General features: G+C 28.5%; 25 protein-coding genes. 17 read left to right on the top strand and 8 right to left on the bottom strand.

Annotation, left to right across the window (positions count from 1 at the left end; all coding sequences use genetic code 11):
- Window positions 1-25: 25 nt before the first annotated feature.
- The 5 genes from lpdA to ACTHUW_RS02395 all read right to left on the bottom strand — a co-directional run bounded on the left by lpdA (window position 26) and on the right by ACTHUW_RS02395 (window position 4,079).
- Window positions 26-1,732, bottom strand: coding sequence for a dihydrolipoyl dehydrogenase (gene lpdA, locus ACTHUW_RS02415; RefSeq protein ID WP_442199094.1), 1,707 nt, complete (start codon window positions 1,730-1,732; stop codon window positions 26-28).
- A gap of 73 nt (window positions 1,733-1,805) precedes the next feature.
- Window positions 1,806-2,156 carry a carboxymuconolactone decarboxylase family protein gene (locus ACTHUW_RS02410; protein WP_442197985.1) on the bottom strand — a complete coding sequence of 117 codons (351 nt, stop codon included), beginning with the start codon at window positions 2,154-2,156 and terminating at the stop codon, window positions 1,806-1,808.
- Window positions 2,157-2,260: 104 nt separating this feature from the next.
- Window positions 2,261-2,623: a MarR family winged helix-turn-helix transcriptional regulator gene (locus ACTHUW_RS02405; RefSeq protein WP_442197986.1), complete on the bottom strand. Its 363-nt coding sequence runs from the start codon at window positions 2,621-2,623 to the stop codon at window positions 2,261-2,263.
- A 95-nt stretch (window positions 2,624-2,718) separates the two neighbouring features.
- The gene (locus ACTHUW_RS02400; protein ID WP_442197987.1) at window positions 2,719-3,393 is read right to left on the bottom strand and encodes an MATE family efflux transporter; all 675 of its coding nucleotides are present in this window, start codon (window positions 3,391-3,393) and stop codon (window positions 2,719-2,721) included.
- Entirely contained in the window at window positions 3,390-4,079 is a 690-nt protein-coding gene (locus tag ACTHUW_RS02395; RefSeq protein ID WP_442197988.1) for an MATE family efflux transporter, read from the bottom strand. Before ACTHUW_RS02395 ends, ACTHUW_RS02400 begins: the two co-directional genes overlap by 4 nt.
- A gap of 131 nt (window positions 4,080-4,210) precedes the next feature.
- On the opposite strand from ACTHUW_RS02395, the gene ACTHUW_RS02390 reads away from it, so the two are divergent.
- The 3 genes from ACTHUW_RS02390 (at window position 4,211) to ACTHUW_RS02380 (ending at window position 6,426) form a co-directional block, all read left to right on the top strand.
- Window positions 4,211-4,558, top strand: a complete 348-nt coding sequence (locus tag ACTHUW_RS02390; protein WP_442197989.1) for a cupin domain-containing protein — start codon at window positions 4,211-4,213, stop codon at window positions 4,556-4,558.
- Between the two features lie 92 nt (window positions 4,559-4,650).
- Window positions 4,651-5,361: a Crp/Fnr family transcriptional regulator gene (locus ACTHUW_RS02385; protein ID WP_442197990.1), complete on the top strand. Its 711-nt coding sequence runs from the start codon at window positions 4,651-4,653 to the stop codon at window positions 5,359-5,361.
- A 15-nt stretch (window positions 5,362-5,376) separates the two neighbouring features.
- On the top strand, window positions 5,377-6,426 hold the full coding sequence (locus ACTHUW_RS02380) for a 4Fe-4S dicluster domain-containing protein (RefSeq protein WP_442210310.1): 1,050 nt from the start codon (window positions 5,377-5,379) through the stop codon (window positions 6,424-6,426).
- A gap of 15 nt (window positions 6,427-6,441) precedes the next feature.
- Here ACTHUW_RS02380 and ACTHUW_RS02375 read toward each other — a convergent pair whose 3' ends face one another.
- Entirely contained in the window at window positions 6,442-7,167 is a 726-nt protein-coding gene (locus ACTHUW_RS02375) for a hypothetical protein (protein WP_442199095.1), read from the bottom strand.
- A gap of 214 nt (window positions 7,168-7,381) precedes the next feature.
- On the opposite strand from ACTHUW_RS02375, the gene ACTHUW_RS02370 reads away from it, so the two are divergent.
- The 5 genes from ACTHUW_RS02370 (at window position 7,382) to ACTHUW_RS02350 (ending at window position 12,548) form a co-directional block, all read left to right on the top strand.
- Window positions 7,382-7,912 (top strand): cob(I)yrinic acid a,c-diamide adenosyltransferase, encoded by a 531-nt coding sequence (locus tag ACTHUW_RS02370; RefSeq protein ID WP_442197993.1) that lies wholly within the window; start codon window positions 7,382-7,384, stop codon window positions 7,910-7,912.
- Window positions 7,913-8,048: 136 nt separating this feature from the next.
- On the top strand, window positions 8,049-9,173 hold the full coding sequence (locus tag ACTHUW_RS02365) for a SpoIIE family protein phosphatase (RefSeq protein WP_442197994.1): 1,125 nt from the start codon (window positions 8,049-8,051) through the stop codon (window positions 9,171-9,173).
- A gap of 88 nt (window positions 9,174-9,261) precedes the next feature.
- Window positions 9,262-10,281 carry an aspartate--ammonia ligase gene (asnA, locus tag ACTHUW_RS02360; protein WP_442197995.1) on the top strand — a complete coding sequence of 340 codons (1,020 nt, stop codon included), beginning with the start codon at window positions 9,262-9,264 and terminating at the stop codon, window positions 10,279-10,281.
- Window positions 10,282-10,354: 73 nt separating this feature from the next.
- On the top strand, window positions 10,355-11,164 hold the full coding sequence (locus ACTHUW_RS02355; RefSeq protein ID WP_442197996.1) for an ATP-grasp domain-containing protein: 810 nt from the start codon (window positions 10,355-10,357) through the stop codon (window positions 11,162-11,164).
- Window positions 11,165-11,189: 25 nt separating this feature from the next.
- A complete protein-coding gene (locus ACTHUW_RS02350; RefSeq protein ID WP_442197997.1) occupies window positions 11,190-12,548 on the top strand; it encodes a glucose-6-phosphate isomerase in 1,359 nt (452 codons plus the stop codon).
- 31 nt (window positions 12,549-12,579) lie between these two features.
- Here ACTHUW_RS02350 and ACTHUW_RS02345 read toward each other — a convergent pair whose 3' ends face one another.
- Entirely contained in the window at window positions 12,580-13,089 is a 510-nt protein-coding gene (locus ACTHUW_RS02345) for a ferritin family protein (RefSeq protein ID WP_442197998.1), read from the bottom strand.
- A gap of 156 nt (window positions 13,090-13,245) precedes the next feature.
- Here ACTHUW_RS02345 and ACTHUW_RS02340 point away from each other — a divergent pair, with 156 nt between their 5' ends.
- The 8 genes from ACTHUW_RS02340 to ACTHUW_RS02305 all read left to right on the top strand — a co-directional run bounded on the left by ACTHUW_RS02340 (window position 13,246) and on the right by ACTHUW_RS02305 (window position 20,664).
- A complete protein-coding gene (locus ACTHUW_RS02340; protein WP_442197999.1) occupies window positions 13,246-13,956 on the top strand; it encodes an ABC transporter permease in 711 nt (236 codons plus the stop codon).
- A complete protein-coding gene (locus ACTHUW_RS02335) occupies window positions 13,949-14,881 on the top strand; it encodes a glycine betaine ABC transporter substrate-binding protein (RefSeq protein ID WP_442198000.1) in 933 nt (310 codons plus the stop codon). Before ACTHUW_RS02340 ends, ACTHUW_RS02335 begins: the two co-directional genes overlap by 8 nt.
- Window positions 14,881-15,969 carry an ABC transporter ATP-binding protein gene (locus ACTHUW_RS02330; protein WP_442198001.1) on the top strand — a complete coding sequence of 363 codons (1,089 nt, stop codon included), beginning with the start codon at window positions 14,881-14,883 and terminating at the stop codon, window positions 15,967-15,969. The genes ACTHUW_RS02335 and ACTHUW_RS02330 overlap by 1 nt, the downstream gene beginning before the upstream one ends.
- 175 nt (window positions 15,970-16,144) lie before the next feature.
- Window positions 16,145-16,924 carry a short-chain-enoyl-CoA hydratase gene (locus ACTHUW_RS02325; RefSeq protein WP_442198002.1) on the top strand — a complete coding sequence of 260 codons (780 nt, stop codon included), beginning with the start codon at window positions 16,145-16,147 and terminating at the stop codon, window positions 16,922-16,924.
- An 18-nt stretch (window positions 16,925-16,942) separates the two neighbouring features.
- Window positions 16,943-17,788 (top strand): 3-hydroxybutyryl-CoA dehydrogenase, encoded by an 846-nt coding sequence (locus ACTHUW_RS02320; protein WP_442198003.1) that lies wholly within the window; start codon window positions 16,943-16,945, stop codon window positions 17,786-17,788.
- Between the two features lie 111 nt (window positions 17,789-17,899).
- Window positions 17,900-19,078, top strand: coding sequence for an acetyl-CoA C-acetyltransferase (locus ACTHUW_RS02315; RefSeq protein WP_442198004.1), 1,179 nt, complete (start codon window positions 17,900-17,902; stop codon window positions 19,076-19,078).
- Between the two features lie 246 nt (window positions 19,079-19,324).
- Entirely contained in the window at window positions 19,325-19,573 is a 249-nt protein-coding gene (locus ACTHUW_RS02310) for a hypothetical protein (RefSeq protein WP_442198005.1), read from the top strand.
- Window positions 19,574-19,677: 104 nt separating this feature from the next.
- Complete coding sequence (locus tag ACTHUW_RS02305) at window positions 19,678-20,664, top strand: LCP family protein (RefSeq protein ID WP_442199189.1); 987 nt, start codon at window positions 19,678-19,680, stop codon at window positions 20,662-20,664.
- A gap of 28 nt (window positions 20,665-20,692) precedes the next feature.
- Here the strand turns inward: ACTHUW_RS02305 and murC are convergent, their stop codons facing one another.
- Complete coding sequence (murC, locus tag ACTHUW_RS02300) at window positions 20,693-22,078, bottom strand: UDP-N-acetylmuramate--L-alanine ligase (protein WP_442198008.1); 1,386 nt, start codon at window positions 22,076-22,078, stop codon at window positions 20,693-20,695.
- A 178-nt stretch (window positions 22,079-22,256) separates the two neighbouring features.
- Here murC and purR point away from each other — a divergent pair, with 178 nt between their 5' ends.
- A complete protein-coding gene (gene purR, locus ACTHUW_RS02295; protein ID WP_442212430.1) occupies window positions 22,257-23,075 on the top strand; it encodes a pur operon repressor in 819 nt (272 codons plus the stop codon).
- The last annotated feature ends 25 nt before the right edge of the window (window positions 23,076-23,100 follow it).

Here is a 23,100-nt window from a genome sequence, read left to right as displayed (position 1 = left end):
GGTTTAAACCAATTCTTTTTTTAACTCAATTATGAATAGCTCCTGTTTCAGTTGTTGCTAAAACAGATTCATATATAGATTCTGCTGTTGTAGGATGAGCATGTATAGTATTCATTAAATCTACATCTTTTAATTTGTTTTTTATAGCTAAGGCTATTTCATGAATTAAGTCAGTAGCATGAGGTCCTATTATAGAGCCTCCTAATATAACACCTGTTTCCTTTTCTTTAATTATTTTAACAAATCCCCTTGATTCTCCTAAGGTTAAAGCTTTTCCATTTGAAGCAAAAGGAAATTGGCCTATAGAAACTTCTAATCCTTTTTCTTTAACTTGTCTTTCACTTAAACCTACTACAGCTATCTCAGGATCAGTAAATATAGCTGCAGGAATAACATCATACTCCATTTCTATATTGTTACCTAAAATATTTTCTGCTGCTACTATGCCTTGATGGGAAGCTACATGAGCTAATTGAACTTTATCAGTAACATCGCCTATAGCATATATATTAGAAACATTGGTTTGCATTTTGGTATTTACTTTTATACCTCTTTTATTATCATTTCTTTCAACATCTAATTTTTCTAAATCTATTTCTCCCGTATTTGGCTCCCTTCCTACTGAAAATAAAACTTTATCCCCAGTAACATAATGTAATTTATCCTTTTTATTAAATGATACTACCACCTTTTTATCTTCTGTATCTATTATTTCTTCTGCTTTTGATGAAGTATATATGTGTATACCTTTTTCTTCTGCTATAGAAGTAATTTCTGAAATTATATCTTTATCAATATTAGCTAGTATATCATCCATATATTCAATAACGGTTACATCTACTCCAAGATTATTGAAAAGAAAAGCAAATTCCATACCTATAACTCCACCTCCTATTATAATAAGCTTTTTAGGAAGTTCATCTATATCAAGTATTTCTTTGCTTGTTAGAATATTTTTAGATTCTATGCCTTTGATTGGTATCATGGATACTTTAGATCCGGTAGCTAATATAATATTTTTAGTATTTATAGTAGTTTCAGTATTGTTTGATTTTACAAAAATGGTATTTTCATCTAGAACTTTAGCTGTTCCTTTATACAAGGTAATATTATTATTTTCAAACAAATATTTTATACCATCAGTTAACTCTTTAACTATATTATTTTTTCTTGATACAATTTTTTTAATATCTAAGGATATATTTTCTGCAGATAATCCAAAGCTTTTGGCATTATTTAGATTTTCATACATTTTAGCAGAAGTGACAAATGATTTTGTAGGGATGCATCCCCAATTCAAACAAGTTCCTCCTACTTTTTCTTTTTCTATTATAGTAACTTTAGCACCCATTTTTGCAGCATAAATAGCAGCAACATATCCACCAGGACCTGAACCAATCACAGTAATATCTGTGTCTATCTCTTCTTTTTTAGGTTTCATTAAACCACCCATATAATTAAAGGTACTTTTCTTTTTAGAAGACTCTTCCTTTAATTCTCCTTCAACAGTTACAAGTATATCACCTTTTTTTATAGTATCACCAGTTTCTACATTAATTGATTTAATAATACCTGTAGCATTAGAAATTACAGATTTATTTCCTTTATTAGATTCTATATCTAATATTTCATCTCCAACTTTTATATTATCATTAACTTCTACATGGATTTTTCCTATTTTACCACTAGTAGAATGTCCAGAAAGTTTTTCAAGTTTAATATCAATCAACATTTATCTCATCCTTTTCTAATAAATATTAGAGAAAGACAGCATTTCTACTGTCTTTCATTCATCATATTCAAATTTACTTAAAATCTTTTTCAAATTCATTTATTGATTCTTTTAATAAAGTAACACTATATGCTATTGAAGGGCCGCCACCAAAAGCTACAGCAACCATTGCTGATTCAATTATTTCTTCTCTTGTTGCTCCTGCTTCAAGAGCTTTATAAGTATGGAATACAATACAATACTCACATCTGTTGTAGCAACCTATAGATATACTCATTAATTCCTTAGTTTTTAAATCAAGTGCACCTGGTTCATATGAAGCTTCTAGTAATCCCATAAAAGCACCTACATGTTTTTCATTAGATTCTGCTAATTCTTCTAATCCACCCGTAAAATCATTTAACATCTTTCTTACATCTGCCATTAATATCTCCTCCTAGAATTAAATTATATACTTTAATAATACTTAGTATAGCAAGTAAATTGTTAATTGTCAATCAATAAAATAAATAAAAAAATAAACACATATTATTTAAAATTGTGTTTATTTACATTTGAAACCATTTTATTAAGTACACTCATAAATATTTCCATTTCATCTTTTTTTATACCTTTTGACACTAAAATATTAAATTTTTCTCCCTCAGGTAATAATTCTTTTCTTACTTCTTCACCTTTTGAAGTTAAGATTATATTCATGACTCTTTTATCACTTTGATTTTTTTTTCTTGTAACTAATTCTTCTTTTTCCATTCTATCGATTAATCTTGCTATAGTAGATTCTTTAATATTCATATGTTTTGCTAACTCTTTTTGGCTAATATCATTATTTTTCCCTAAATAATATAGTGCAATCCATTGCACTCTAGTAACTCCTTTTTGATTAAGCATGCGATCAAAAATTTCAGTAATTATTTTGGTGGAGTTATCTGCTATATAAGATACTCAAGTATCTAAATTAAACACAATTATCACCTCTTATTGGTTTAAACCAATTCTTTTTTTATTATTTTTGTTTCCCATTTTCTAGATAAATAAAGTATAAAACCTATAAGGCATACAAATCCATTACTTAATATCATTGCAAACCATACTGATTTTTCACCTAAATTCGTATAATTTTTAAATAATATTATCATTGGAATTCTAAACACCCAAAGTCTAGAACTCATAACAAGCATTGCCATAATAGTGTGTCCTGAGCCTTGAAATGTTCCATTAAAGACTTGAAATATTCCCATAAGTGGAAGAGATGCTGATATTACTCTTAAATAAAAAACAGATTGTTCTATTACATCTTTACTATTTGTAAATAGACTTATAATTTGTGGAGCTAATATAAATACAAATGTTCCACCTATAATTAAAAATATAGTCGCAAGTGCTGCACTTGTTTTTACAGCCTTTCTTGCCCTTAAAACATCATCTTTTCCTAAATTTTGTCCTACTACTGTAGCAAGTGCACTACCTATTCCCATAGCAGGCATAAGTATAAGTGAGTTTATTCTATTCCCTATTATAAAAGCTGTAAGGGTAGCACTACCAAATGATTTAACAAATATATTAAGAACTGCAAAACCAAGTGAAGTTGTGGATTGACCAATTGAAGATGGAACTCCAACTACAATGATTTTCTTTAACCAATATTTTTTTATTTTCAAATGTTTTTTTCTAATCTTATTCCATCATTTTTATTGAATAAAATATACATTGCATATATTGCAAGAATTCCACGAGAAATAACTGTTGCAATAGCAGCACCAGCAACTCCTAGATCAAATGTAAATATAAATATTGGATCTAATATTATATTTAAGGCCACAGATAAACCAACTAATATCATAGGTGTATAAGTATCACCTTGGCCTTGCTTTATAGCATTAAAAGCATTAAATATAAACATAGTAGGAAGTCCTAAAAGGATAATTCTTAAAAAATCTACACTGTAATTATAAAGTTCTCCCTCTGCACCCATTATAGAAACTATAAATGGAGTTGCAAGGGCTCCTAAGATTCCAAGTATGATTGATGCAATAAATGAAAATGAGATTATCTGTCCTGCTACAACTTGTGCTTCATCAGATTCATTTGCACCTGTATATTGTGAAATCAAAGCTGTACCTGCTATTGAAAGTCCTACCGCAATAGACATCATAAAAAATATAATAGGCCAAACAAAACCTACAGCATTTACCTCGATATCACCAAGTCTACTAACAAAAAAGGTATCGGTTAAATTGTAAATAGTTTGAATCAAATTATTTATCATAAGTGGAACAGACAGCGTAAGTATTACCTTTACCATATCACCTTTTAATATTAATTTTCTCTTTTCGGTATAATCCATATTGTCCTCCTTAAGCTTAATTACTTACTAGTATATCAAATTTTATTTCGAGTATCAAAATAAATTTCATTTCTATTATATTTAGGGTATAATAAATATATACTAAATATATTTGTTAGGAGTGTTTATATATGATAATTAATCATGAGAAAAATATAAAAAGCAAAGAATTTACAAGTCCTGAAGTAAAAGGTGCATCAATGAAAGCTATTATTTCACCTAAAGAAGGATGGGAAGGTCATGTAATGAGAGTTATGGAAATTGAAGAAGGGGGATATACTCCAAAACATAGCCATGACTGGCCACATATAAATTATATGTTAGAAGGAAAAGGGACATTATTGTTAGACGGAAAAGAAAATGAAGTAGAAGCAGGCTCATATGCTTATATACCAAAGAATGCCCTACATCAATTTAAAAATGTTGGTAAAGGTAAATTCAAATTCATATGTATAGTACCTGAAGAAGGTCATAAATAGGATGCTTAGGCATCCTTTTTTATTGATATAAACTTATGTTATAATGAAAGTAGCGTAATAATTATAATATAGCAAAAGAATAGGGTGAAATTATGAGTAATTGTAATGGTGTTTGTGATTTATGCCATGGAAAATATTGTGCTAAAAAAGTATCTATATTTTCTATACTTCCAGAAGAAGAACTTGCAGAGATTACAGATAAAATAGAAATTAAAAAATATAAGAAAAATGATATGCTCTTTTTTGAAGGGGATATTTCAGATAAATTATTTTTAATAAATAGAGGAAGAATAAAAGCCTTTAAATATACTAAAGATGGTAAGGAACAGATTATATATATATTAGCAGAGGGTGATTTTCTAGGAGATATGAGCCTTATAAAGGCAGGAGAATTCAAGTTCAATGCTGTTGCCATGGAAGATACTACTATATCAATACTTACCAAAACAGATTTCGATAATATACTTTTAAAAAATCCTAATATAGCTCTTAAGATATTAGGAGTAATACATGATAGAGTTGCAAGCCTTGAAAATCAGATACAAAGACTTGGAACTAAAGATATTGAATCAAGACTTGCAGGACTTTTACTGAGCTTAATAAAGGATTTTGGAACTCCAAAGAAAAATATAGTTGAACTTGAAATACCACTTAGCAGAGAAGATATGGCAAATTATATAGGTTCAACTAGAGAAACTGTAAGTAGGAAACTCAGTTTACTTCAAGATGAAAATATAATAGATTTAATTGGAAACAAAAAAATAATAATAAAAGATTTAAATACACTTGAAGATTTAGCTTAGAGAAGAGGATAGATTATGAAAAGAATAGATGAAAGAGATACTATGTTTTCACGTATGAATTTAGAAAAGAATTCTAAAGAATATAATGATTATTATAATAAAAATCCCAAAAGAAAAGAAAAAGATGATGAAATTAGAAAGAAGCCTCAAATTTGTGGGGAAGGTACTGCAACTTATGATCCTATAAATTCTAAAATAGCACAAGCAAATTTTAAATTTTTAGATGATATAAAACATTTATCAGAAGGAGAACCAGCTAAAGAAAAGATAGAAGTTGATAGTGAAACTATTACAAGAAGAATAAAAGGACTTATGAAACATTTTGGAGCTGTAAAGGTAGGAATTACTAAAATGCATGATTATCATTGGTATTCTAATAGGGGAAGACATACTGAAAGCTATGGGAACAAGGTCACACCTAAAGATCGCTATGGAATAATTTTTGCTGTTAAAATGGATAAAGAAATGCTGAATCGGTCTCCTCAAGTTTCTGAAATAATTGACACATCAAGGGCCTATGTTGATGCTAGTATAATTGGCATGCAGATATCTTATTTTATAAGAGAACTTGGATATAGTGCAAGAAATCATATGGATGCTAATTATTTAGCAGTACTTCCACTCGTTGCAAAGGATGCTGGTATTGGGGATATAGGAAGAAATGGAATATTAATTACAAAAGAATATGGACAAATGATAAGACTTGGTTTGATTACTACAGACATTCCTTTAATAGAGGATGAATATGAAGATTTTCATTTAAATGATTTTTGCATGGAATGTGATAGATGCATGAGAACTTGTCCAGGAAAAGCTATACCTAAAGATAAAAAAGAGATAAATGGTATAAAAAGATGGCAAATTAATCAAGAAGATTGTTATCAGATGTGGAGAATGCTTGGTACAGATTGTGGAATTTGCATATCTTCTTGTCCATTTAGTCAAGGTGTAGAAGATATAGAAAGTATAAAAACCAGAGAAGATATAGAAAAGGCTCTAAAGAATCATGATGAAAAACATGGCATAAGGCCTTATATAAAGACACCACCTGAGTGGTTAAAATAGAAAGAATCGACTACTTCAGTCCATTCTTTCTATTTTTGACTTAGATACAATTTCTTTATCTATTTTATCAACTATATTTTTATTTTTTCCCAATATATAAAACCCTATAGTTTTATCATATTCTTTGAAATATTTAACATACATTCTTCCATATATATTTATAAGAGGAAAATTTTTATTGGCTTCACTTTTAGGAATACCAAATTGAATATATCCCCTATAAAAATTTGTGTTTTCATGAATAGGAGAATTTGTAGTAATATTTGAATCAATTTTTATCCAATCATCAATATCGATATATTTTATATTTTCTTTCATATCAATTATATCATTTTCAAAAACAGAGTTTTTAGAAGATAAACCAATGGAACTAAGCACTAAATATTTTTGGTCATATTCTGGAACTTTAGCTAATAAATCAACATCTATATGACCATTTTCATTGAAGCCAAAAGAATTGTCATCATCAGAATCTATTATATATGCACCATAAAAAGAAGAATAAAGATCTGAATCTTTATCATAATAACTAGAATTTTTATTTCTAAATTTAAATCCTCCAAAATTATAAGCTATGCTTAAATTAGCATCCTTACCTATATAATTGGAAAAGCCTTTATCTGAATTAAAATAAAGCATAAATGGATAGAAGTTTTCTTTTTCTATCTTTCCACTGGGGATCTTTAGATTGATATCATCAAATAATCCAGTATTTTTATAATATATTTTTAAAGGATACATAGCTATATAACTCCTTAGAGGATAGTGTAGGTTTGAGATATAAATTAATATTAATAATATTATAATAACTATAATCTTTATTTTATTTTTCTTTTTCATATAGATAATCTCCTAATATTTCTTTTATATTATTATATAATTTATATGAAAAATATACAAAAGAATAATTTGCTTTTCTTAGGGTATAATTACCTTAGAATTTGGAGGTGTTTGTATGAGAGTGTATACTAAAACAGGTGATAAAGGTAAAACTAGTCTTTATGATAGTAAAAGAGTTTTTAAAGATAGTATAAGGGTAGAATCATATGGAACTATCGATGAACTTAATTCATATTTAGGACTAACTAAAAATTTCATTGAAGATGAAGATATTTATAATTTGATTCATGAAATACAAAGAAAGTTATTTGATGTAGCAGCAGAACTTGCTACAGAAGATAAATCAAAGCTTAAATTTGAAATGACAGAAGATGAAGTGGTTTTTCTTGAAAACAAGATTGATGAATATTTAGATCAAGTAGAAACGCCAGATCATTTCATAATTCCAGGTGCAGGCAAGGCTGCTGGTTTTTTACATATAAGTAGAACTATATGTAGGAGAGCAGAAAGAAGAATAATTACTCTTGCAAGAGAAGCTGATGTAAATGAACATCTTTTAAAATACGTTAATAGACTTTCAGATTTACTTTACTCATTATCTAGATATATTGAAGATGGTTATGAAGAAGTAAAATTTAATAAATAAAATATAGCCTGGATACTCCAAGTATTCCGGGCTATATTTTATTATTTTAACTCCTAAGCATATAAATATATATTTCATTATGATATAATTATATATATTGGTTTGAGCATTTTATCAAACTGAAGGAGGTTTTACCTTGAGCATTAATAACAATGTTAGGATGTTTTTAAATGATAAAGATGGTGCTAGCCAAAAGTTAGCACGTGATATATTAGATGGAATGGCAGATTGGGTAAGGGTTATAGATAGAAATGGAATAGTTATATATGAAAATGAAACTATGAGAAGAGAGATAGGATTTGATTCAATGGGAAAATCTTGCTATTTTTCTCTTGGCCAATCTTGTGAATGTAAAAAATGTATAACTAAAACTACATTTCAAACTGAAGCTATATCTGAGAAAGAACAAATAATAGAAGATAGAATTTTTTCTATTAAAAGTTCACCTGTCAAAGATTCTAAAGGAAATATATATGCAGTTGTAGAAGTTTTTAGAGATATTACAAAGGAGAAAAACCTAGAGAGTCAATTGATAGAAAGAAATAGAAAGATGAATAAGGATATTAAATATTCAACAGCCTTACAAAAAAAGATACTTCCATCTAAAGGTAGTTATGGACCTGTATCCATAGATTATATATATCATCCCGCAGAAGTATTAAGTGGTGATATGTTTGATATAGTCAATATTAATGAGAGATATACATGTGTTTATATATCGGATGTAGTGGGACATGGTGTTTCTGCATCCATCCTTACTATGTTTGTAAGACAAACTATGAGAGCTATAATGGAAAACACTATAGAACCATCTAAGGTGTTAAAGGAACTTCATAAAAGTTTTTTGGATTTAAACATAGACGATGATAAATACTTTACTATAATTTATGGTGTATTAGATAATAAAGAAAAGACTTTTACTTATGCTAATGCAGGTCACAATAGTTTTCCCTTATTAATAAAGAAAGATAAAATAAAAGTATTAGAAAATTCGGGGTTTCCTATATGCTATTTATTTGATCAAATAAATCATAAAGAGAAAAAGATAAATATAGAAAAAGATGATAAATTGCTATTATATACAGATGGTATAATTGAGCTTAGAAATAAATCTGGAGAAGAATTTGGGATTGAGAGATTGCAAAATAGTATAAAAGGTAAAAAAGGTAATCTCATAAAACATATTTTAGATGCCATGGATGATTTTCACTATGATGAACCCCAAGATGATATAGCTTTACTTAAAATTAGAATGAATTAAAAAATAGAGTAAATTTACTCTATTTTTTCAATTGACTTTATTACGTATTTGTAATATATTGAGTGTTATATTTAAAAATATTATAGGAGTGATTGTAATGAAGGAAAAATTAATTATACCTCAAGGGTATAAACCGAAATTGAATTTAAAAGAAACAGAAATTGCAATAAAAACTATAAAAGATTTCTTTGAAAGAAAATTATCAAAAGAATTAAATTTACTTAGAGTTTCTGCTCCATTATTTGTTAGGACAAAAACTGGATTAAATGATAATTTATCTGGAGTAGAAAGGCCTGTTGTATTTGATATGAAGAATGATGAATGTAATTTGGAAATAGTTCACTCATTAGCAAAATGGAAGAGAATGGCACTTAGAAGATATAAGTTTGAAGTTGGAGAAGGTATTTATACTGACATGGATGCTATAAGGCGTGATGAAGAATTTGATAATACTCACTCGATATATGTAGATCAATGGGATTGGGAAAATATAATAGATGTAAAAGATAGAAATGAAGAGAAATTAAAGGAAGTAGTAAGAAAAATCTATAATATATGCAAAGATACAGAAAAACACTTGTGTAGTTTATATTCTCATCTTAAACCTATCTTACCAGAAGAAATATTTTTTATAAGCACTCAAAAGTTAGAAGAATTATATCCCGATTTAAGCCCAGAAGAAAGAGAAAAACAAATATCTGAAGAAAAAAAAGCTGTATTTATAATGTCTATAGGAAGAAAATTAAAGTCAGGTAAAGCTCATGGTATGCGTTCACCTGATTATGATGATTGGGATTTAAATGGAGATATAATTTTTTGGAATCCTATTTTAAAAGATGAATTTGAAATATCTTCTATGGGAATAAGAGTAGACAAAGATTCATTAGCTGAACAATTACAATTAGCTGATTGTGAAGATCGAAAAAAATTAGAATATCATAAATTGTTATTAGAAGATAAGCTTCCACTTACTATGGGTGGTGGAATTGGACAATCAAGACTTTGTATGTTTTTCTTAAGAAAAGCTCACATAGGAGAAGTTCAATCCTCTATATGGCCTAACTGGATGATAGAGGAATGCAACAAAGCAAATATAGTATTGTTATAGAGATAAAAAACATTGACATCTTCTTCAAATTAAAGTAATATATTTACATGCTTAAAAGAGGAGACAAAAGAAGATGAAAATTATATCATTTAATCCATTCAGAACTATAGGAATGAAAAATGTCACATATATAAAACCAGAAAATATGTTTAAAGAAATAGAAAAAATAAAAGAAGCAGATTTAATACTTTTTCCAGAGTATTGGCAGGTTAATTCTCTTGTATATGGACTAAAGAAAAATATATTTCCAAATATAGATACATTTCATTTGGGTCATAATAAAGTAGAAATGACCAGGGTGTTTTTAGCTACATTTCCGGAAAATGTTCCATATACTAGAATAATGGCCTCTAATGATTCATCCTTTGATATTATAGAAGAAGAATTTGGATATCCACTAGTAGCAAAAGAGATAAAGAGTTCTATGGGAAATGGAGTATTTCTTTTAAAAGACAAAAAGGAATTAAAAGAATATATAAAGACCAATGAAACCTTATATATTCAAGAGTATTTACCTATAGATAGAGATTTAAGAGTAGTATATATAGGCAATAAGGTAGTAAGTGCATATTATAGAATAGCAGAAGAAGGAAGTTTTCACAATAATATAGCTAAAGGGGCTAGCTACTCCTTTGAAAATATTCCCTTGAAAGCAGTAGATTTGGTAGATAGAATGGCAAAACAATTAGGAATAAATCATGCAGGATTTGATATAGTAGAAGTAGATGGTAAGTTTTATGTATTAGAATTTAATGTTTTATTTGGAAATGAAGGTTTAAAGGAACAAGGCATAAGAGCTGAAGATTATATATATAATTATATAGTTGATAACAATCCAAACAAACCCACATTTCCAGGAATTAAAAGAAAAGTTATCTCTTAATAACTTTTCTTTTTTTAACATACATATGAAGTGGTATAATAGAACTAATAGAAATAAGGAGGGATATTCTTTGGAAAATATAAAAATAGATTATTCTAATGCTATGATTAAAAATGAAGAATTAGAAGGAATAAAGCCTATGGTAGAAAAGGCACATCAATTACTTGAAAGTGGAAAGGGACTTGGTAGTGATTATTTAGGGTGGATTGATTTACCTAATGATTTAGATAAAGAAGAATTTAAAAAAATTAAAAAGTCAGCTAAACAGATAAAAAAAGATTCTGATGTACTTTTAGTAATTGGAATAGGTGGATCATATTTAGGTGCTCGAGCAGTAATAGAAGCACTAGATAAGGAAAGTGACACTCAAATATATTTTGTAGGAAACAATATAAGTGCCAGGTATATAGAAAGTATTAAAAAGAAGATAAGTGGTAAGGACATTAGTATAAATGTAATATCAAAATCAGGTACTACAACAGAACCGGCCCTTGCTTTTAGGATATTTAGAAAAATTTTAGAAGATAAATATGGCAAAAAGGAAGCAAATAAAAGAATTTATGCTACGACAGATTCAACTAAGGGAGCACTTAGAAAATTATCTGAAGAAGAAAATTATACTACATTTATAATACCAGATGATGTAGGTGGTAGATATTCAGTTTTAACTCCAGTAGGACTACTTCCAATAGCTGTAAGTGGTATAGATATAGATAAATTAATAGATGGAGCAAGAGAGGCAAGGATAGAATATAGCAAAGAAAATTTAGAAGAAAATGAAGCTTATAAATATGCTGCTATAAGAAATATTCTTTATAATAAGGGTAAGGAAATTGAAATTTTAGCAAATTATGAACCGCATATGCATTTCATATCTGAGTGGTGGAAGCAATTATATGGTGAAAGTGAAGGGAAAGATTGTAAGGGTATTTTTCCAGCATCAGTAGATTTTTCAACAGATCTTCATTCTATGGGACAATTCATCCAAGAGGGAAGAAGAAATATATTTGAAACTGTATTTAATATAGAAAATCCTGAAATAGATATAGAAATAAAAGAAGACGATAAAAATCTAGATGGTCTTAATTATCTTGCAGGTAAAACTATGAATTTTGTAAATAAGAAGGCCTTTGAAGGAACACTAATAGCTCATGTAGATGGAGGAGTTCCAAATATAATAATTAATATTCCAAAAACTGATGAATATTATATTGGTAAATTAATATACTTTTTTGAAAAAGCCTGTGCTATAAGTGGATATTTATTAGGAGTTAATCCATTTAATCAACCAGGAGTAGAGGAATATAAGAAGAATATGTTTGCTCTTTTAGGTAAAGCAGGATATGAAGATTTAAAAGTAGAATTAGAAAAAAGAATGAAATAAAAAATACCCATATGGGTATTTTTTTATTTCATTAAAATGGAGCAAAACTTTGATCAAACCAACTATCTTGCATATAACTTTTAAATTCCTTATAGAAATATTCTCTATGTTTATCTTCCCATTCAGCTAGAGTTTTAAGTAAATTTTTAGCTTGCTCATTATCAGTTTTTTCTATAGCTTGCCTATAATAATTAGCAAAATCATTTTCTATCAAATAAGCCATTCTCATAATAGTCATATCAGAAAAACTAGAGTTTAAATTTTTCTCTGTCATTTTATCTTCTTCTTCTTTAAAAGTATTTTCAAATATATCTTCTCCGCCAGAAAGATCTATATCTTCAGAAGACCAATTTTTATTTTCTGAAAGACCATCATAATGTTTTTTCAATATTTGATAATGATCATCTTCTACTTTTGCAAGGCTTGCAAAAACTTTCTTTGCATTTTCATTTTCAACATCATCTTTATATTTTTCATAAAAGCGTTGTCCTTGTCTTTCCATTTCCATTGCATACTTTAAAATTCCTAAAGTATTATCCATTCATAAAACCTCCCCTTAATATTTTAGTGACTCAATTATATTTCTACCCTTAGCTTTAGCATATAAACAAAAGCTATATATTATATTTTGCTTATAAATTGTAAGTAAGGGTATATTATGTTTATTAAATATCATAATACACTTAGGGGGTGTAAAATGGATTTCTTGAATTCATTGATAGATATTCCGATAATAGGAATGGTGTTAAAGGTCATAATAATGTATGTAGAGAGATTTGATTACTTTTTAGAAATAACTATAGAACATATAAAAATATCTTTTATAGCTATAATTTTAATATCTCTAATAGGAATACCACTTGGAATACTAATTTCTAGATATAGAAAGTTAGCTCCATTTGTAATAAGTTTCACCAACTTCCTATATACAATACCTGTAATAGCCTTTTTTGGAATAATGGTTTCTATTATTGGGCTTGGTACTACAAATGCAATTCTTGCACTGATAATTTATGGTTTACTTCCTGTTGTAAGAAATACTTATGTTGGTATTACTGAAGTGGATGAAAATATAATAGAAGCTGCAAGGGGAATGGGAAGCACAAGATTACAATTATTATTTAATATACAACTACCTCTATCACTACCCGTTATAATAGCAGGAATTAGAACTATGATAGTAATGACAATAGCAATGACAGCAATAGCAGCTTTCATAGGAGCAGGGGGAATAGGAACAGCTATATGGAGAGGTATAAGCACTTATAATACGGAATTATTATTTGCAGGGAGTATTCTAGTTGCAATGCTTGCAATTATTGCAGATAGAATATTAGAATTTATAGAAAAAATAGTAATTAAAAAAGTACAAGGAAAAAATATTAAGGGAGGAAAGTTAAATGCTTAAAAAAATATCAATATTATTATTAACATTAGTTTTAATTTTAGGACTAGCAATAGCCTGTGGAGATGAAAATGTTTCAGATGATAATTCAGAAAATGATGATGCATCTGAAGACAAAAATGTTACAATAGGTACGAAACCTATGACGGAGCAATATATTATAGGTGATATGTTAAAGATTTTAATAGAAGAAAAAACTGATATCGATGTAGAGATGAAATCTGGAATAGCAGGTGGAACTAGTAATTTACATCCTGCAATAACTTCAGGTGAAATTGATATTTATCCAGAATATACAGGGACAGGATGGATGTTTGTACTTAAAAATGATTTGATAGAAGATGCTGATGAAATGTATGAAGAAACTAAAAAAGCATATGATGAAGAATATAATCTTTTATGGACAGAACCTTATGGATTTAACAATACTTTTACACTAGCAATAAATGGAGAAAAAGCAGAAGAATTAGGTATAGAAACATTTTCTGATTTAGCAAAAAATAGTGATGAATTAGTATTTGGAGCAGAATATGATTTTTATGAACGAGATGATGGCTTCAATGCATTGAAAGAAAAATATAATTTCAACTTTAAAGATACAAAAGAAATGGATATAGGACTTAAATACCAAGCAATTGAATCAGGTGAAGTTGATGTAATAAATGCCTTTTCTACAGATGGACTATTAGATGAATATGGATTAAAGGTATTAAAAGATGATTTGAACTTTTTCCCATCATATCATGCTGCAACAATAGTTAGAAATGAAACGCTCAAAGCTTATCCAGAACTTAAGGATGTCTTAAATATGTTGACAGATAATATATCTGAAGAAGAAATTAGAAAATTAAACAATAAAGTAGAAAGCAACAATGAAGAACCAGAAGATGTAGCACGTGAATTCTTAAAAGATAAAGGATTATTATAGTGGCTATAGTAAAATTTGAGAATGTTATAAAAGACTATGGTGATGGGAAAAGAGCATTAGATAATTTGAGTTTAGAAATAAATGAAGGAGATTTTGTAACATTAATTGGTCCTTCTGGTTGTGGGAAAACTACAGCCCTAAAACTGATAAATGGATTGATAAGTCCTACTAGTGGTAAGGTATTTATAAATGATAAAGAAATCAATAAATGGAATAAGATAGATTTAAGACGCAAAATAGGGTATGTAATACAACAGGTGGGTTTATTTCCACACCTTAGTATATCTGAAAACATATCATATGTATTAAAAATAATGGGAATAGAAAAGGAAAAAAGAAAAAAACGTGCATCTGAACTTATAGAGCTTGTAGGACTTAATAGATCTGATTTAGCTAAATATCCTGCAGAATTAAGTGGAGGTCAACAACAAAGAGTAGGTGTTGCACGAGCATTAGCTGCAGATCCACCTATAATATTGATGGATGAACCATTTGGAGCAATAGATGAAATAACTAGAAAAAAATTACAAGATGAACTTTTAAATATCCAAAACAAATTAAATAAGACCATTGTATTTGTCACGCATGATATTCATGAAGCCATGAAACTTGGAAGTAAGATAATCTTACTAAAAAAAGGAAAACTCATAATATCAGGTAGTAGAGAAGATATATTTTTCAATCAAGAAGATAATTATTTAAATGAATTTTTTGGGATAAAAAGTTTTACATCTTATGCTGATGTAGCGAATGTTGGAAGTGCTATAGATAAGAGATATCCTATAATAGATTTAAAAGAGGTTAAAGATAATACTAAATTAATAGTAGAAAGGGATATAAAAATACTACCAGTGATAGAAGATGGAAAATATATAGGGGCTTACTCTATAGAAAACAACTTTGTTTTTAATAGAAATAATATAATTAGTACAAATACTATAGATAAGAATAAAACAATAATGGAAGCTTTGGAAATTCAATTTAGATTTGGAAGTAGTATTTTACCTGTAATAGATAGTGAAAATAATTATATAGGAGTTTTCCAAATAAACAAAGCATATGATAGTATGATAAAAGAGGCAAATTAAAATAATATACACTATAAATTTATAGTGTATATTATTTTATACAAGTGTATGAATTGTAGGACATATGATTTATACAAGAAATCTAAATATGGGTGAGATGCTATATTACATGTAAGTTCTTACTTGGCATAATATTTGCATCAATTTAAGTTAAGAGAATATGAGGAGGGGTAATGTGGATTTTAATAATTTGATTTTAGAAAAAAAGGAAAGTATAGCTATAATTAAAATTAATAGACCCAAAGCGTTAAATGCCTTAAACACAGAAACTTTAATAGAGATAGATAAAGCAATTGAGGATTTGAAAAATGATAATGATGTAAACGTTATAATATTATCAGGTGAAGGTAAATCATTTGTGGCTGGAGCTGATATTGTAGAAATGAAAGAAAAGACTGCAGCCAAAGCAAGGGAGTTTGGAAACCTTGGTGCTAAAGTTTTTAGAAAGATAGAATTAATAGAAAAACCAGTTATAGCTGCTGTAAATGGTTTTGCATTAGGGGGCGGATGTGAGCTTGCTATGGCTTGTGATATAAGAATTGGATCAGAAAAAGCTAAATTTGGTCAACCGGAAGTAGGTCTTGGAATAACTCCGGGATTTAGTGGTACTCAAAGACTTTCAAGAATAGTTGGAGCAGCTAAAGCTAAAGAAATGATATTTACAGGTAATATGATTGATGCAAAAGAAGCAGAAAAGATAGGACTTGTAAACATATTAGTTTCTAAAGAAGATTTGATGGATGAAGCAATGAAGATGGCAGAAAAAATAGCTTCCAATGCAACAATTGCTGTAAAATATTCAAAAACAGCTATCAATAGAGGAATAGAAACAGATATTGAAACAGGAATAGAGATAGAAAAAGATTTATTTGCAATATGTTTTTCAACAGAAGATCAAAAAGAAGGTATGAGTGCATTTATAGAAAAAAGAAAACCAAATTTTAAAAACAAATAAATTGTAGGAGGTAGATGTATGAAAGCAACGATTATTGGTGGAGGAACAATGGGATCAGGAATTGCACAAGCCTTTGCACAAAATGGTTATGATGTAGTTATAAAAGATATAAAGCAAGAATTTGTAGATAAGGGTATAAATACTGTATCTAAAAACTTAGATAGATTAGTAAAAAAAGAAAAAATATCTGAAGATAAAAAAAATGAAATAATGAAAAGAGTTAGTGGTACGCTTTCTAATGATGATGTTAAAGATTCAGATATAGTAGTAGAAGCAGCAGTTGAAAATATGGATATAAAGAAAAAAATATTTAAAGAATTGGATGAAGTTTGTGATGAAAAAACAATACTTGCTTCAAACACTTCTTCACTTTCAATAACAGAAATAGCTTCAGCTACAAATAGACCTGAAAAGGTAATTGGAATGCATTTTTTCAATCCAGTACCAGTAATGAAATTGGTAGAAGTTATAAAAGGTATAGCAACCAGTGATCAAACAAAGGAAAAAATTGTTGAAATGTCTAAAGAGCTTGGAAAAACTCCAGTAGAAGTTGAAGAAGCTCCTGGATTTGTTGTAAATAGAATATTAGTTCCTATGATAAATGAAGCTGTTGGTATACTTGCAGAAGGAATTGCATCTAAAGAAGATATAGATGAATCGATGAAATTAGGAGCTAACCATCCAATAGGACCATTGGCATTAGGAGATTTAATAGGTCTTGATGTATGTCTTGCAATCATGGAAGTCTTATATGAAGAATTTAGTGATTCTAAATATAGACCACATCCATTACTAAGAAAAATGGTTAGAGGTAATATGTTAGGTAGAAAGACTAAAAAAGGATTTTATGATTATAATAAATAAGAAATAATGTTTGGACCTTGCTTATAAAAGCGAGGTTCTACTTGTTTAAAGAAGTTGTTAATTAATTAACTTAAATTAAATTAAATTAAACTAAACTAGGAGGAAATATAAATGAGAGAAGTAGTAATAGTAGGAGCAGCTAGAACACCAGTAGGATCTTTTGGGGGATCTTTATCAAAATTATCAGCAATAGATCTAGGAGTTGTAGCAACTAAAGAAGCAATGAAAAGAGCAGGAATTAAACCAGAAATGGTAGATGAAGTAATATTAGGTAATGTGTTATCAGCAGGTCTTGGACAAAATCCAGCTAGACAAGTTGCTATAAATGCAGGAATACCAAATACTACATCAGCACTTACAGTAAATAAGGTTTGTGGTTCAGGACTTAGAACAGTAAGCATGGCAGCACAATTTATCATGTTAGGTGATGCAGATATTATAATTGCAGGAGGAACAGAAAGCATGAGTAATGCTCCTTATTTACTTCCTAAGGCAAGATGGGGCCAAAGAATGGGAGATGGCACTTTAGTTGATAGCATGCTTAATGATGCTTTAGTTGATGCTTTCCATGATATTCATATGGGAATAACAGCAGAAAATATAGCTGATGAGTGGAATTTAACTCGTGATATGCAAGATGATTTTGCAGTTACAAGCCAAAATAGAGCAGAAAAGGCTCAAAAAGAAGGTAGATTCAAAGATGAAATAGTACCAGTGGAAATACCTCAAAGAAGAGGAGATGCTATAGTAGTTTCTGATGATGAATTTATTAAACCAGGGATTACAAAAGAAAAGGTTTCAAAACTTCGTCCAGCATTTAAAAAAGATGGTACAGTAACAGCTGCAAATGCATCAGGAATAAATGATGGAGCAGCAGTACTTGTAGTAATGAGCAAGGAGAAATGTGATGAATTAGGACTTACACCTCTTGCAACTATAAAATCATATGCTTCAGCAGGTGTTGATCCAAAGATAATGGGATATGGACCAGTGCCATCTACTAAAAAAGCACTTGAAAGAGCTAACTTAACTATAGAAGACATAGATTTAATAGAAGCAAATGAAGCTTTTGCAGCTCAATCTCTTGCAGTAGTTAAAGATTTAGAAATAGATATAGAAAAAGTAAATGTAAATGGAGGCTCTATATCAATAGGTCATCCAGTAGGAGCAAGTGGTGCTAGAATTCTTATAACATTATTATATGAAATGCAAAAAAGAGATTCTAAAAGAGGACTTGCAACATTATGTATAGGTGGAGGACAAGGAACAGCACTTATAGTAGAAAGATAGTAATCTATTTAAAAGACATTACTCAAATTAATTTGGGTAATGTCTTTTTTTATGTTTTAAATTTTCTAAAAGTATTATATAGTTAATAATAAGAAAAGATATTAAGGGGATGATTTCGTGGATAAGGAAGAATTAGTTAAATGTATAGATATAAATAAAGAAAAGATAATATAATGTACTCAAGAAGAAGCTAAGAATAAAAAATACTTTAATGAATATCCTTCTTCTCCTGATGAATTGATATTTATGGCTGCTAATGATACTATAGAGGCCTTAAAAGTTATAATTCAATTAGAAAGATATACTATATTTAAAAATAAAATGATTTGGTTTAAAAGTATGAGTGAGTCAAGGAAAAAAGAAATAAATATGAAGGCTTATTTAATAGAATTTATGATAATTTTAAAATCTCAAATAGAAAAAAATTGTATAAAAGATGAAAGGGTTGATATGGTATTTGATAATATGATTCATATAATTGAAGAAGAATTTTAAAAATAAAGCTAAACTGTAATAAAAAAATAATAATATATCTTAATATATATGGTATAATAATTTTGTGAACTTATGATGGATAAATATAAAGGATGAGATAAAATATGAAATATTTTTTGAAGGTGTTTTCAATTGCACTATTATGTTTTACTATAGTTATGGGTGCAGGAGTATATACTTATTTTAATTTTTTCGATGACACAGCAAATGCAAATGACAAAAGAGGTGATCATCCTATGCGTGATTATACTCAGGAAGAAATAGAAAATTTGCCAGCTTTTGAAAAAGCAATAGCAAATAGTGATAGGTTAAATGTATTACTGATTGGAATAGAAGCGGAAGGTAGAAGTGATACACTTGTATTTGCAAGTTTTGATCCTAAAACCAAAAGAATTGATATGATATCTGTACCAAGAGATACCCAGTATCATGAGCAAGGATATGACAGTGCAGATCATAGAAAACTCAATGCAGTATATATAAGAAATTTAAAAAAAGGACATGAAAGGGCAGCAGAAAAAACAATGGAAGCTGTAGAAGAAATATTAGGAGTACCTATAGATAATTATGCTACGATTTCTTATGATGGAGTAGAAAATATAGTTGAATCCTTAGGTGGGGTAGAAATGGATGTTCCCTTAAGGATGAAATATGATTATTTTTATCCAGATGGCAAAAAAGAAGTGAGATACTTAGAAGAAGGAAGACAAGTTCTTAATGGCAGCGAATCTGTGGGATTTTTAAGATTTAGAAAAGGATATAACAATGGAGATATAGGCAGAGTAGAAGCTCAACAAAAGTTTATTAAAGCAGCTCTTAAAAAGGCCCTAGGTTTCAACCTTCCAAAAGTAGCTATGACTGCTGCAAAAGAAGTTAAAACTGATATGAGTTTAATAGATATAACAGCTAATGCTACAAAGGCTATAGGGATGGATATGGATGATGTAAATACTCATACTCTTCCAGGAGAAACAAAGCCTTTGACATTTAAAGATTGGACATTATCCTTTTTTGAACATGATAAGGAGCAAACTAAAGAATTGATGAAAGAAATATATGGTGTAGAAAATTTAGAAAGAATAGAAGAATAAAAAGATAAGAATTCCCCTTTGGGAATTCTTATCTTTTTATTTCTTTAAACATATCCCCAATCTTATACACATCTCCTGCACCTACAGTGATGATTAAATCACCTTTATCCACAGTTTTTTCTAGGAAATCTAGGGTTTCTTCAAAAGTATTTATAAAAACACTCTTTACTCCGTTATTATTTATCTCATCAACTAATTGTTTGGAATTCACTATTCCTGTATCTTTCTCCCTTGCTGCATATATATCTGTAACAATCACTTGATCTACTCCTATGAAGCATTTTCCAAATTCCTTTAAAAGTGATTTGGTTCTTGTATAAGTATGCGGTTGAAAAACACAATAAATATTCTTATAAATATCTCCTATAGAACTTAGGGTAGCTTTGATTTCTGTCGGATGATGAGCATAATCATCTATTATTTGTATTCCAGAAACTATTCCTTTATCTTCAAACCTTCTATGAGTACCTACAAAAGTTTCAAGACCACTTTTAATAACATCTATTTCAACACCAGAAACATAAGTAGCAGCAATCGATGATAGGGAATTTAATATATTATGTTCACCTACAACATTGAGTTTTATATTTGAAATAAATTCATTATTAATATATAAATCAAAGCTTCCATAGCCCTTCTTGTCATATTTTATATTGTCTGCATAATAATCATTTTCTCTTGAAAGACCAAACCTTATGACATTTTTTCTATCCTTACTAATTATATCTTTAACATTACTATCATCACCATTTACTATTAAAGAGCCGGTATTAGGTATCAAATCTATGAATTCTTTAAAGGTATCTTTAATATGTTCAATACCAGTAAAATAATCTAGATGATCTTCATCTATATTTAATATTATTCCTACTGTAGGGTTGAATTTCAAGAAATTGCCCCTATACTCACAAGCTTCTGTAAGTAGTAATTCATTATTTCCAATTTTAACATTTCCATCAATACAATCTAATTCTCCACCTAAAAGAATAGTTGAGTCTATTTTTGAATTTACAAGTATTGATGATATCATTCCTGTTGTACTCGTTTTTCCATGAGTTCCAGCTACTGCTATAGAATTTTTATATCCTCTCATGATCTCTCCAAGAAAAGTTGCTCTATCCATCATAGGTATATCATTTTCTTTTGCAAAGGCATATTCTGGATTATCTTCACCTATAGCTGAAGTATATACTATCAAGTCTACATCATTTATATTATTAGAATCATGTCCAATATGTATAATAGCCCCATCATCTCTTAATTTTTCTATTATATTAGAATCATTCATGTCGGAACCTGTAACTGTGTAATTTTTATTTAATAAAATATGAGCAAGACCACTCATACTAATACCGCCAATTCCTATAAAATGTATTTTTTTGTAATTTGATTTATCTATATCAAAATTTAACATAAAATTTCCTCCTAATTTATATTACATCTATTATTTCCAAAACTTGTGATATCTACACTTCAAGATTATATCACAAGTTAAAAATATATAAAATAAAAAGCTAATATCATTGATAAATATCTCAAAAACGAATAAAATAGAATTAATAGAGTTTATTATTCGTCAAGGAGTGAATTTTGTGAAAAAGTTTAATAGAAAAGATAGATTAGCAGTAATAATGAATATACTTACAGAAAGAACAAATGAAATATTTACTTATAATTATTTTAATAATATATTTGATACTGCAAAGTCAAGTATAAGTGAAGATATCATGATGATAAAAGAACTAGTAGAAACATTAGATTTAGGTAAAATTGTTACAATAGCTGGTGCAAGTGGTGGTGTTAAGTTTATACCTACTATTTCAAATGAAAATGCCGAGATATTTTTAAAGGATATATCCAATAAATTTATGGATCCAGAAAGAATGATAACAGGTGGATTTATATATATGTCAGATTTACTTTATTCACCTAATATATCATATAAAATGAGCAGAATATTTGCTACTAAATTTTGGGATAAAAATATAGATTATGTAGTGACTGTTGAAACTAAAGGGATACCTCTTGCTAGCATGACAGCAAAAATACTAAATGTGCCACTAATAATAATAAGAAAAGATTTAAAAGTCACAGAAGGAGCTACAGTAAGTATAAATTATATATCAGGTTCTACCAATAAAATACAAACTATGTTTTTATCTAAAAAAGCAATGAAAGAGAACTCTAGAGTTTTGATAATAGATGACTTTATGAAAGCTGGAGGAACTGCAAGAGGAATGAGAGATATGATGAAAGAATTTAAGGCAGAAGTTGTAGGTATTGGAGTAGTTATAAATACACCTGAACCAAAAGAAAAATTAATAGATGATTATACAGCCCTATTAAATTTAAAGAGTATGAATCCAGAAAAACATGAAATTGAAATAGAGCCAAATCAAGAAATTTTTTAATATTTTTAAATATTAAAAAAAATCA

Origin of the sequence: Senegalia sp. (in: firmicutes), from assembly GCF_052088025.1 — a bacterium.
Lineage (GTDB): Bacteria > Bacillota > Clostridia > Tissierellales > SIT17 > Anaeromonas.
The sequence above is the reverse complement of the archived record's forward strand: the minus strand, read 5'-3'. Positions and strand labels throughout refer to the sequence as shown.

What these genes read in the sequence shown, in the direction of transcription:
- murC (WP_442198008.1), bottom strand. Translation starts at nt 22,078, where the DNA reads ATGTTAAATTTTGATATAGATAAATCAAATTACAAAAAAATACATTTT.
- lpdA (WP_442199094.1), bottom strand. Translation starts at nt 1,732, where the DNA reads ATGTTGATTGATATTAAACTTGAAAAACTTTCTGGACATTCTACTAGT.
- ACTHUW_RS02390 (WP_442197989.1), top strand. Translation starts at nt 4,211, where the DNA reads ATGATAATTAATCATGAGAAAAATATAAAAAGCAAAGAATTTACAAGT.
- ACTHUW_RS02410 (WP_442197985.1), bottom strand. Translation starts at nt 2,156, where the DNA reads ATGGCAGATGTAAGAAAGATGTTAAATGATTTTACGGGTGGATTAGAA.
- ACTHUW_RS02320 (WP_442198003.1), top strand. Translation starts at nt 16,943, where the DNA reads ATGAAAGCAACGATTATTGGTGGAGGAACAATGGGATCAGGAATTGCA.
- ACTHUW_RS02345 (WP_442197998.1), bottom strand. Translation starts at nt 13,089, where the DNA reads ATGGATAATACTTTAGGAATTTTAAAGTATGCAATGGAAATGGAAAGA.
- ACTHUW_RS02395 (WP_442197988.1), bottom strand. Translation starts at nt 4,079, where the DNA reads ATGGATTATACCGAAAAGAGAAAATTAATATTAAAAGGTGATATGGTA.
- ACTHUW_RS02340 (WP_442197999.1), top strand. Translation starts at nt 13,246, where the DNA reads ATGGATTTCTTGAATTCATTGATAGATATTCCGATAATAGGAATGGTG.
- ACTHUW_RS02335 (WP_442198000.1), top strand. Translation starts at nt 13,949, where the DNA reads ATGCTTAAAAAAATATCAATATTATTATTAACATTAGTTTTAATTTTA.
- ACTHUW_RS02370 (WP_442197993.1), top strand. Translation starts at nt 7,382, where the DNA reads ATGAGAGTGTATACTAAAACAGGTGATAAAGGTAAAACTAGTCTTTAT.
- ACTHUW_RS02355 (WP_442197996.1), top strand. Translation starts at nt 10,355, where the DNA reads ATGAAAATTATATCATTTAATCCATTCAGAACTATAGGAATGAAAAAT.
- ACTHUW_RS02385 (WP_442197990.1), top strand. Translation starts at nt 4,651, where the DNA reads ATGAGTAATTGTAATGGTGTTTGTGATTTATGCCATGGAAAATATTGT.
- ACTHUW_RS02405 (WP_442197986.1), bottom strand. Translation starts at nt 2,623, where the DNA reads ATGCTTAATCAAAAAGGAGTTACTAGAGTGCAATGGATTGCACTATAT.
- ACTHUW_RS02315 (WP_442198004.1), top strand. Translation starts at nt 17,900, where the DNA reads ATGAGAGAAGTAGTAATAGTAGGAGCAGCTAGAACACCAGTAGGATCT.
- ACTHUW_RS02375 (WP_442199095.1), bottom strand. Translation starts at nt 7,167, where the DNA reads ATGTATCCTTTAAAAATATATTATAAAAATACTGGATTATTTGATGAT.
- ACTHUW_RS02350 (WP_442197997.1), top strand. Translation starts at nt 11,190, where the DNA reads ATGAAGTGGTATAATAGAACTAATAGAAATAAGGAGGGATATTCTTTG.
- ACTHUW_RS02305 (WP_442199189.1), top strand. Translation starts at nt 19,678, where the DNA reads ATGAAATATTTTTTGAAGGTGTTTTCAATTGCACTATTATGTTTTACT.
- ACTHUW_RS02380 (WP_442210310.1), top strand. Translation starts at nt 5,377, where the DNA reads ATGAAAAGAATAGATGAAAGAGATACTATGTTTTCACGTATGAATTTA.
- ACTHUW_RS02310 (WP_442198005.1), top strand. Translation starts at nt 19,325, where the DNA reads ATGGCTGCTAATGATACTATAGAGGCCTTAAAAGTTATAATTCAATTA.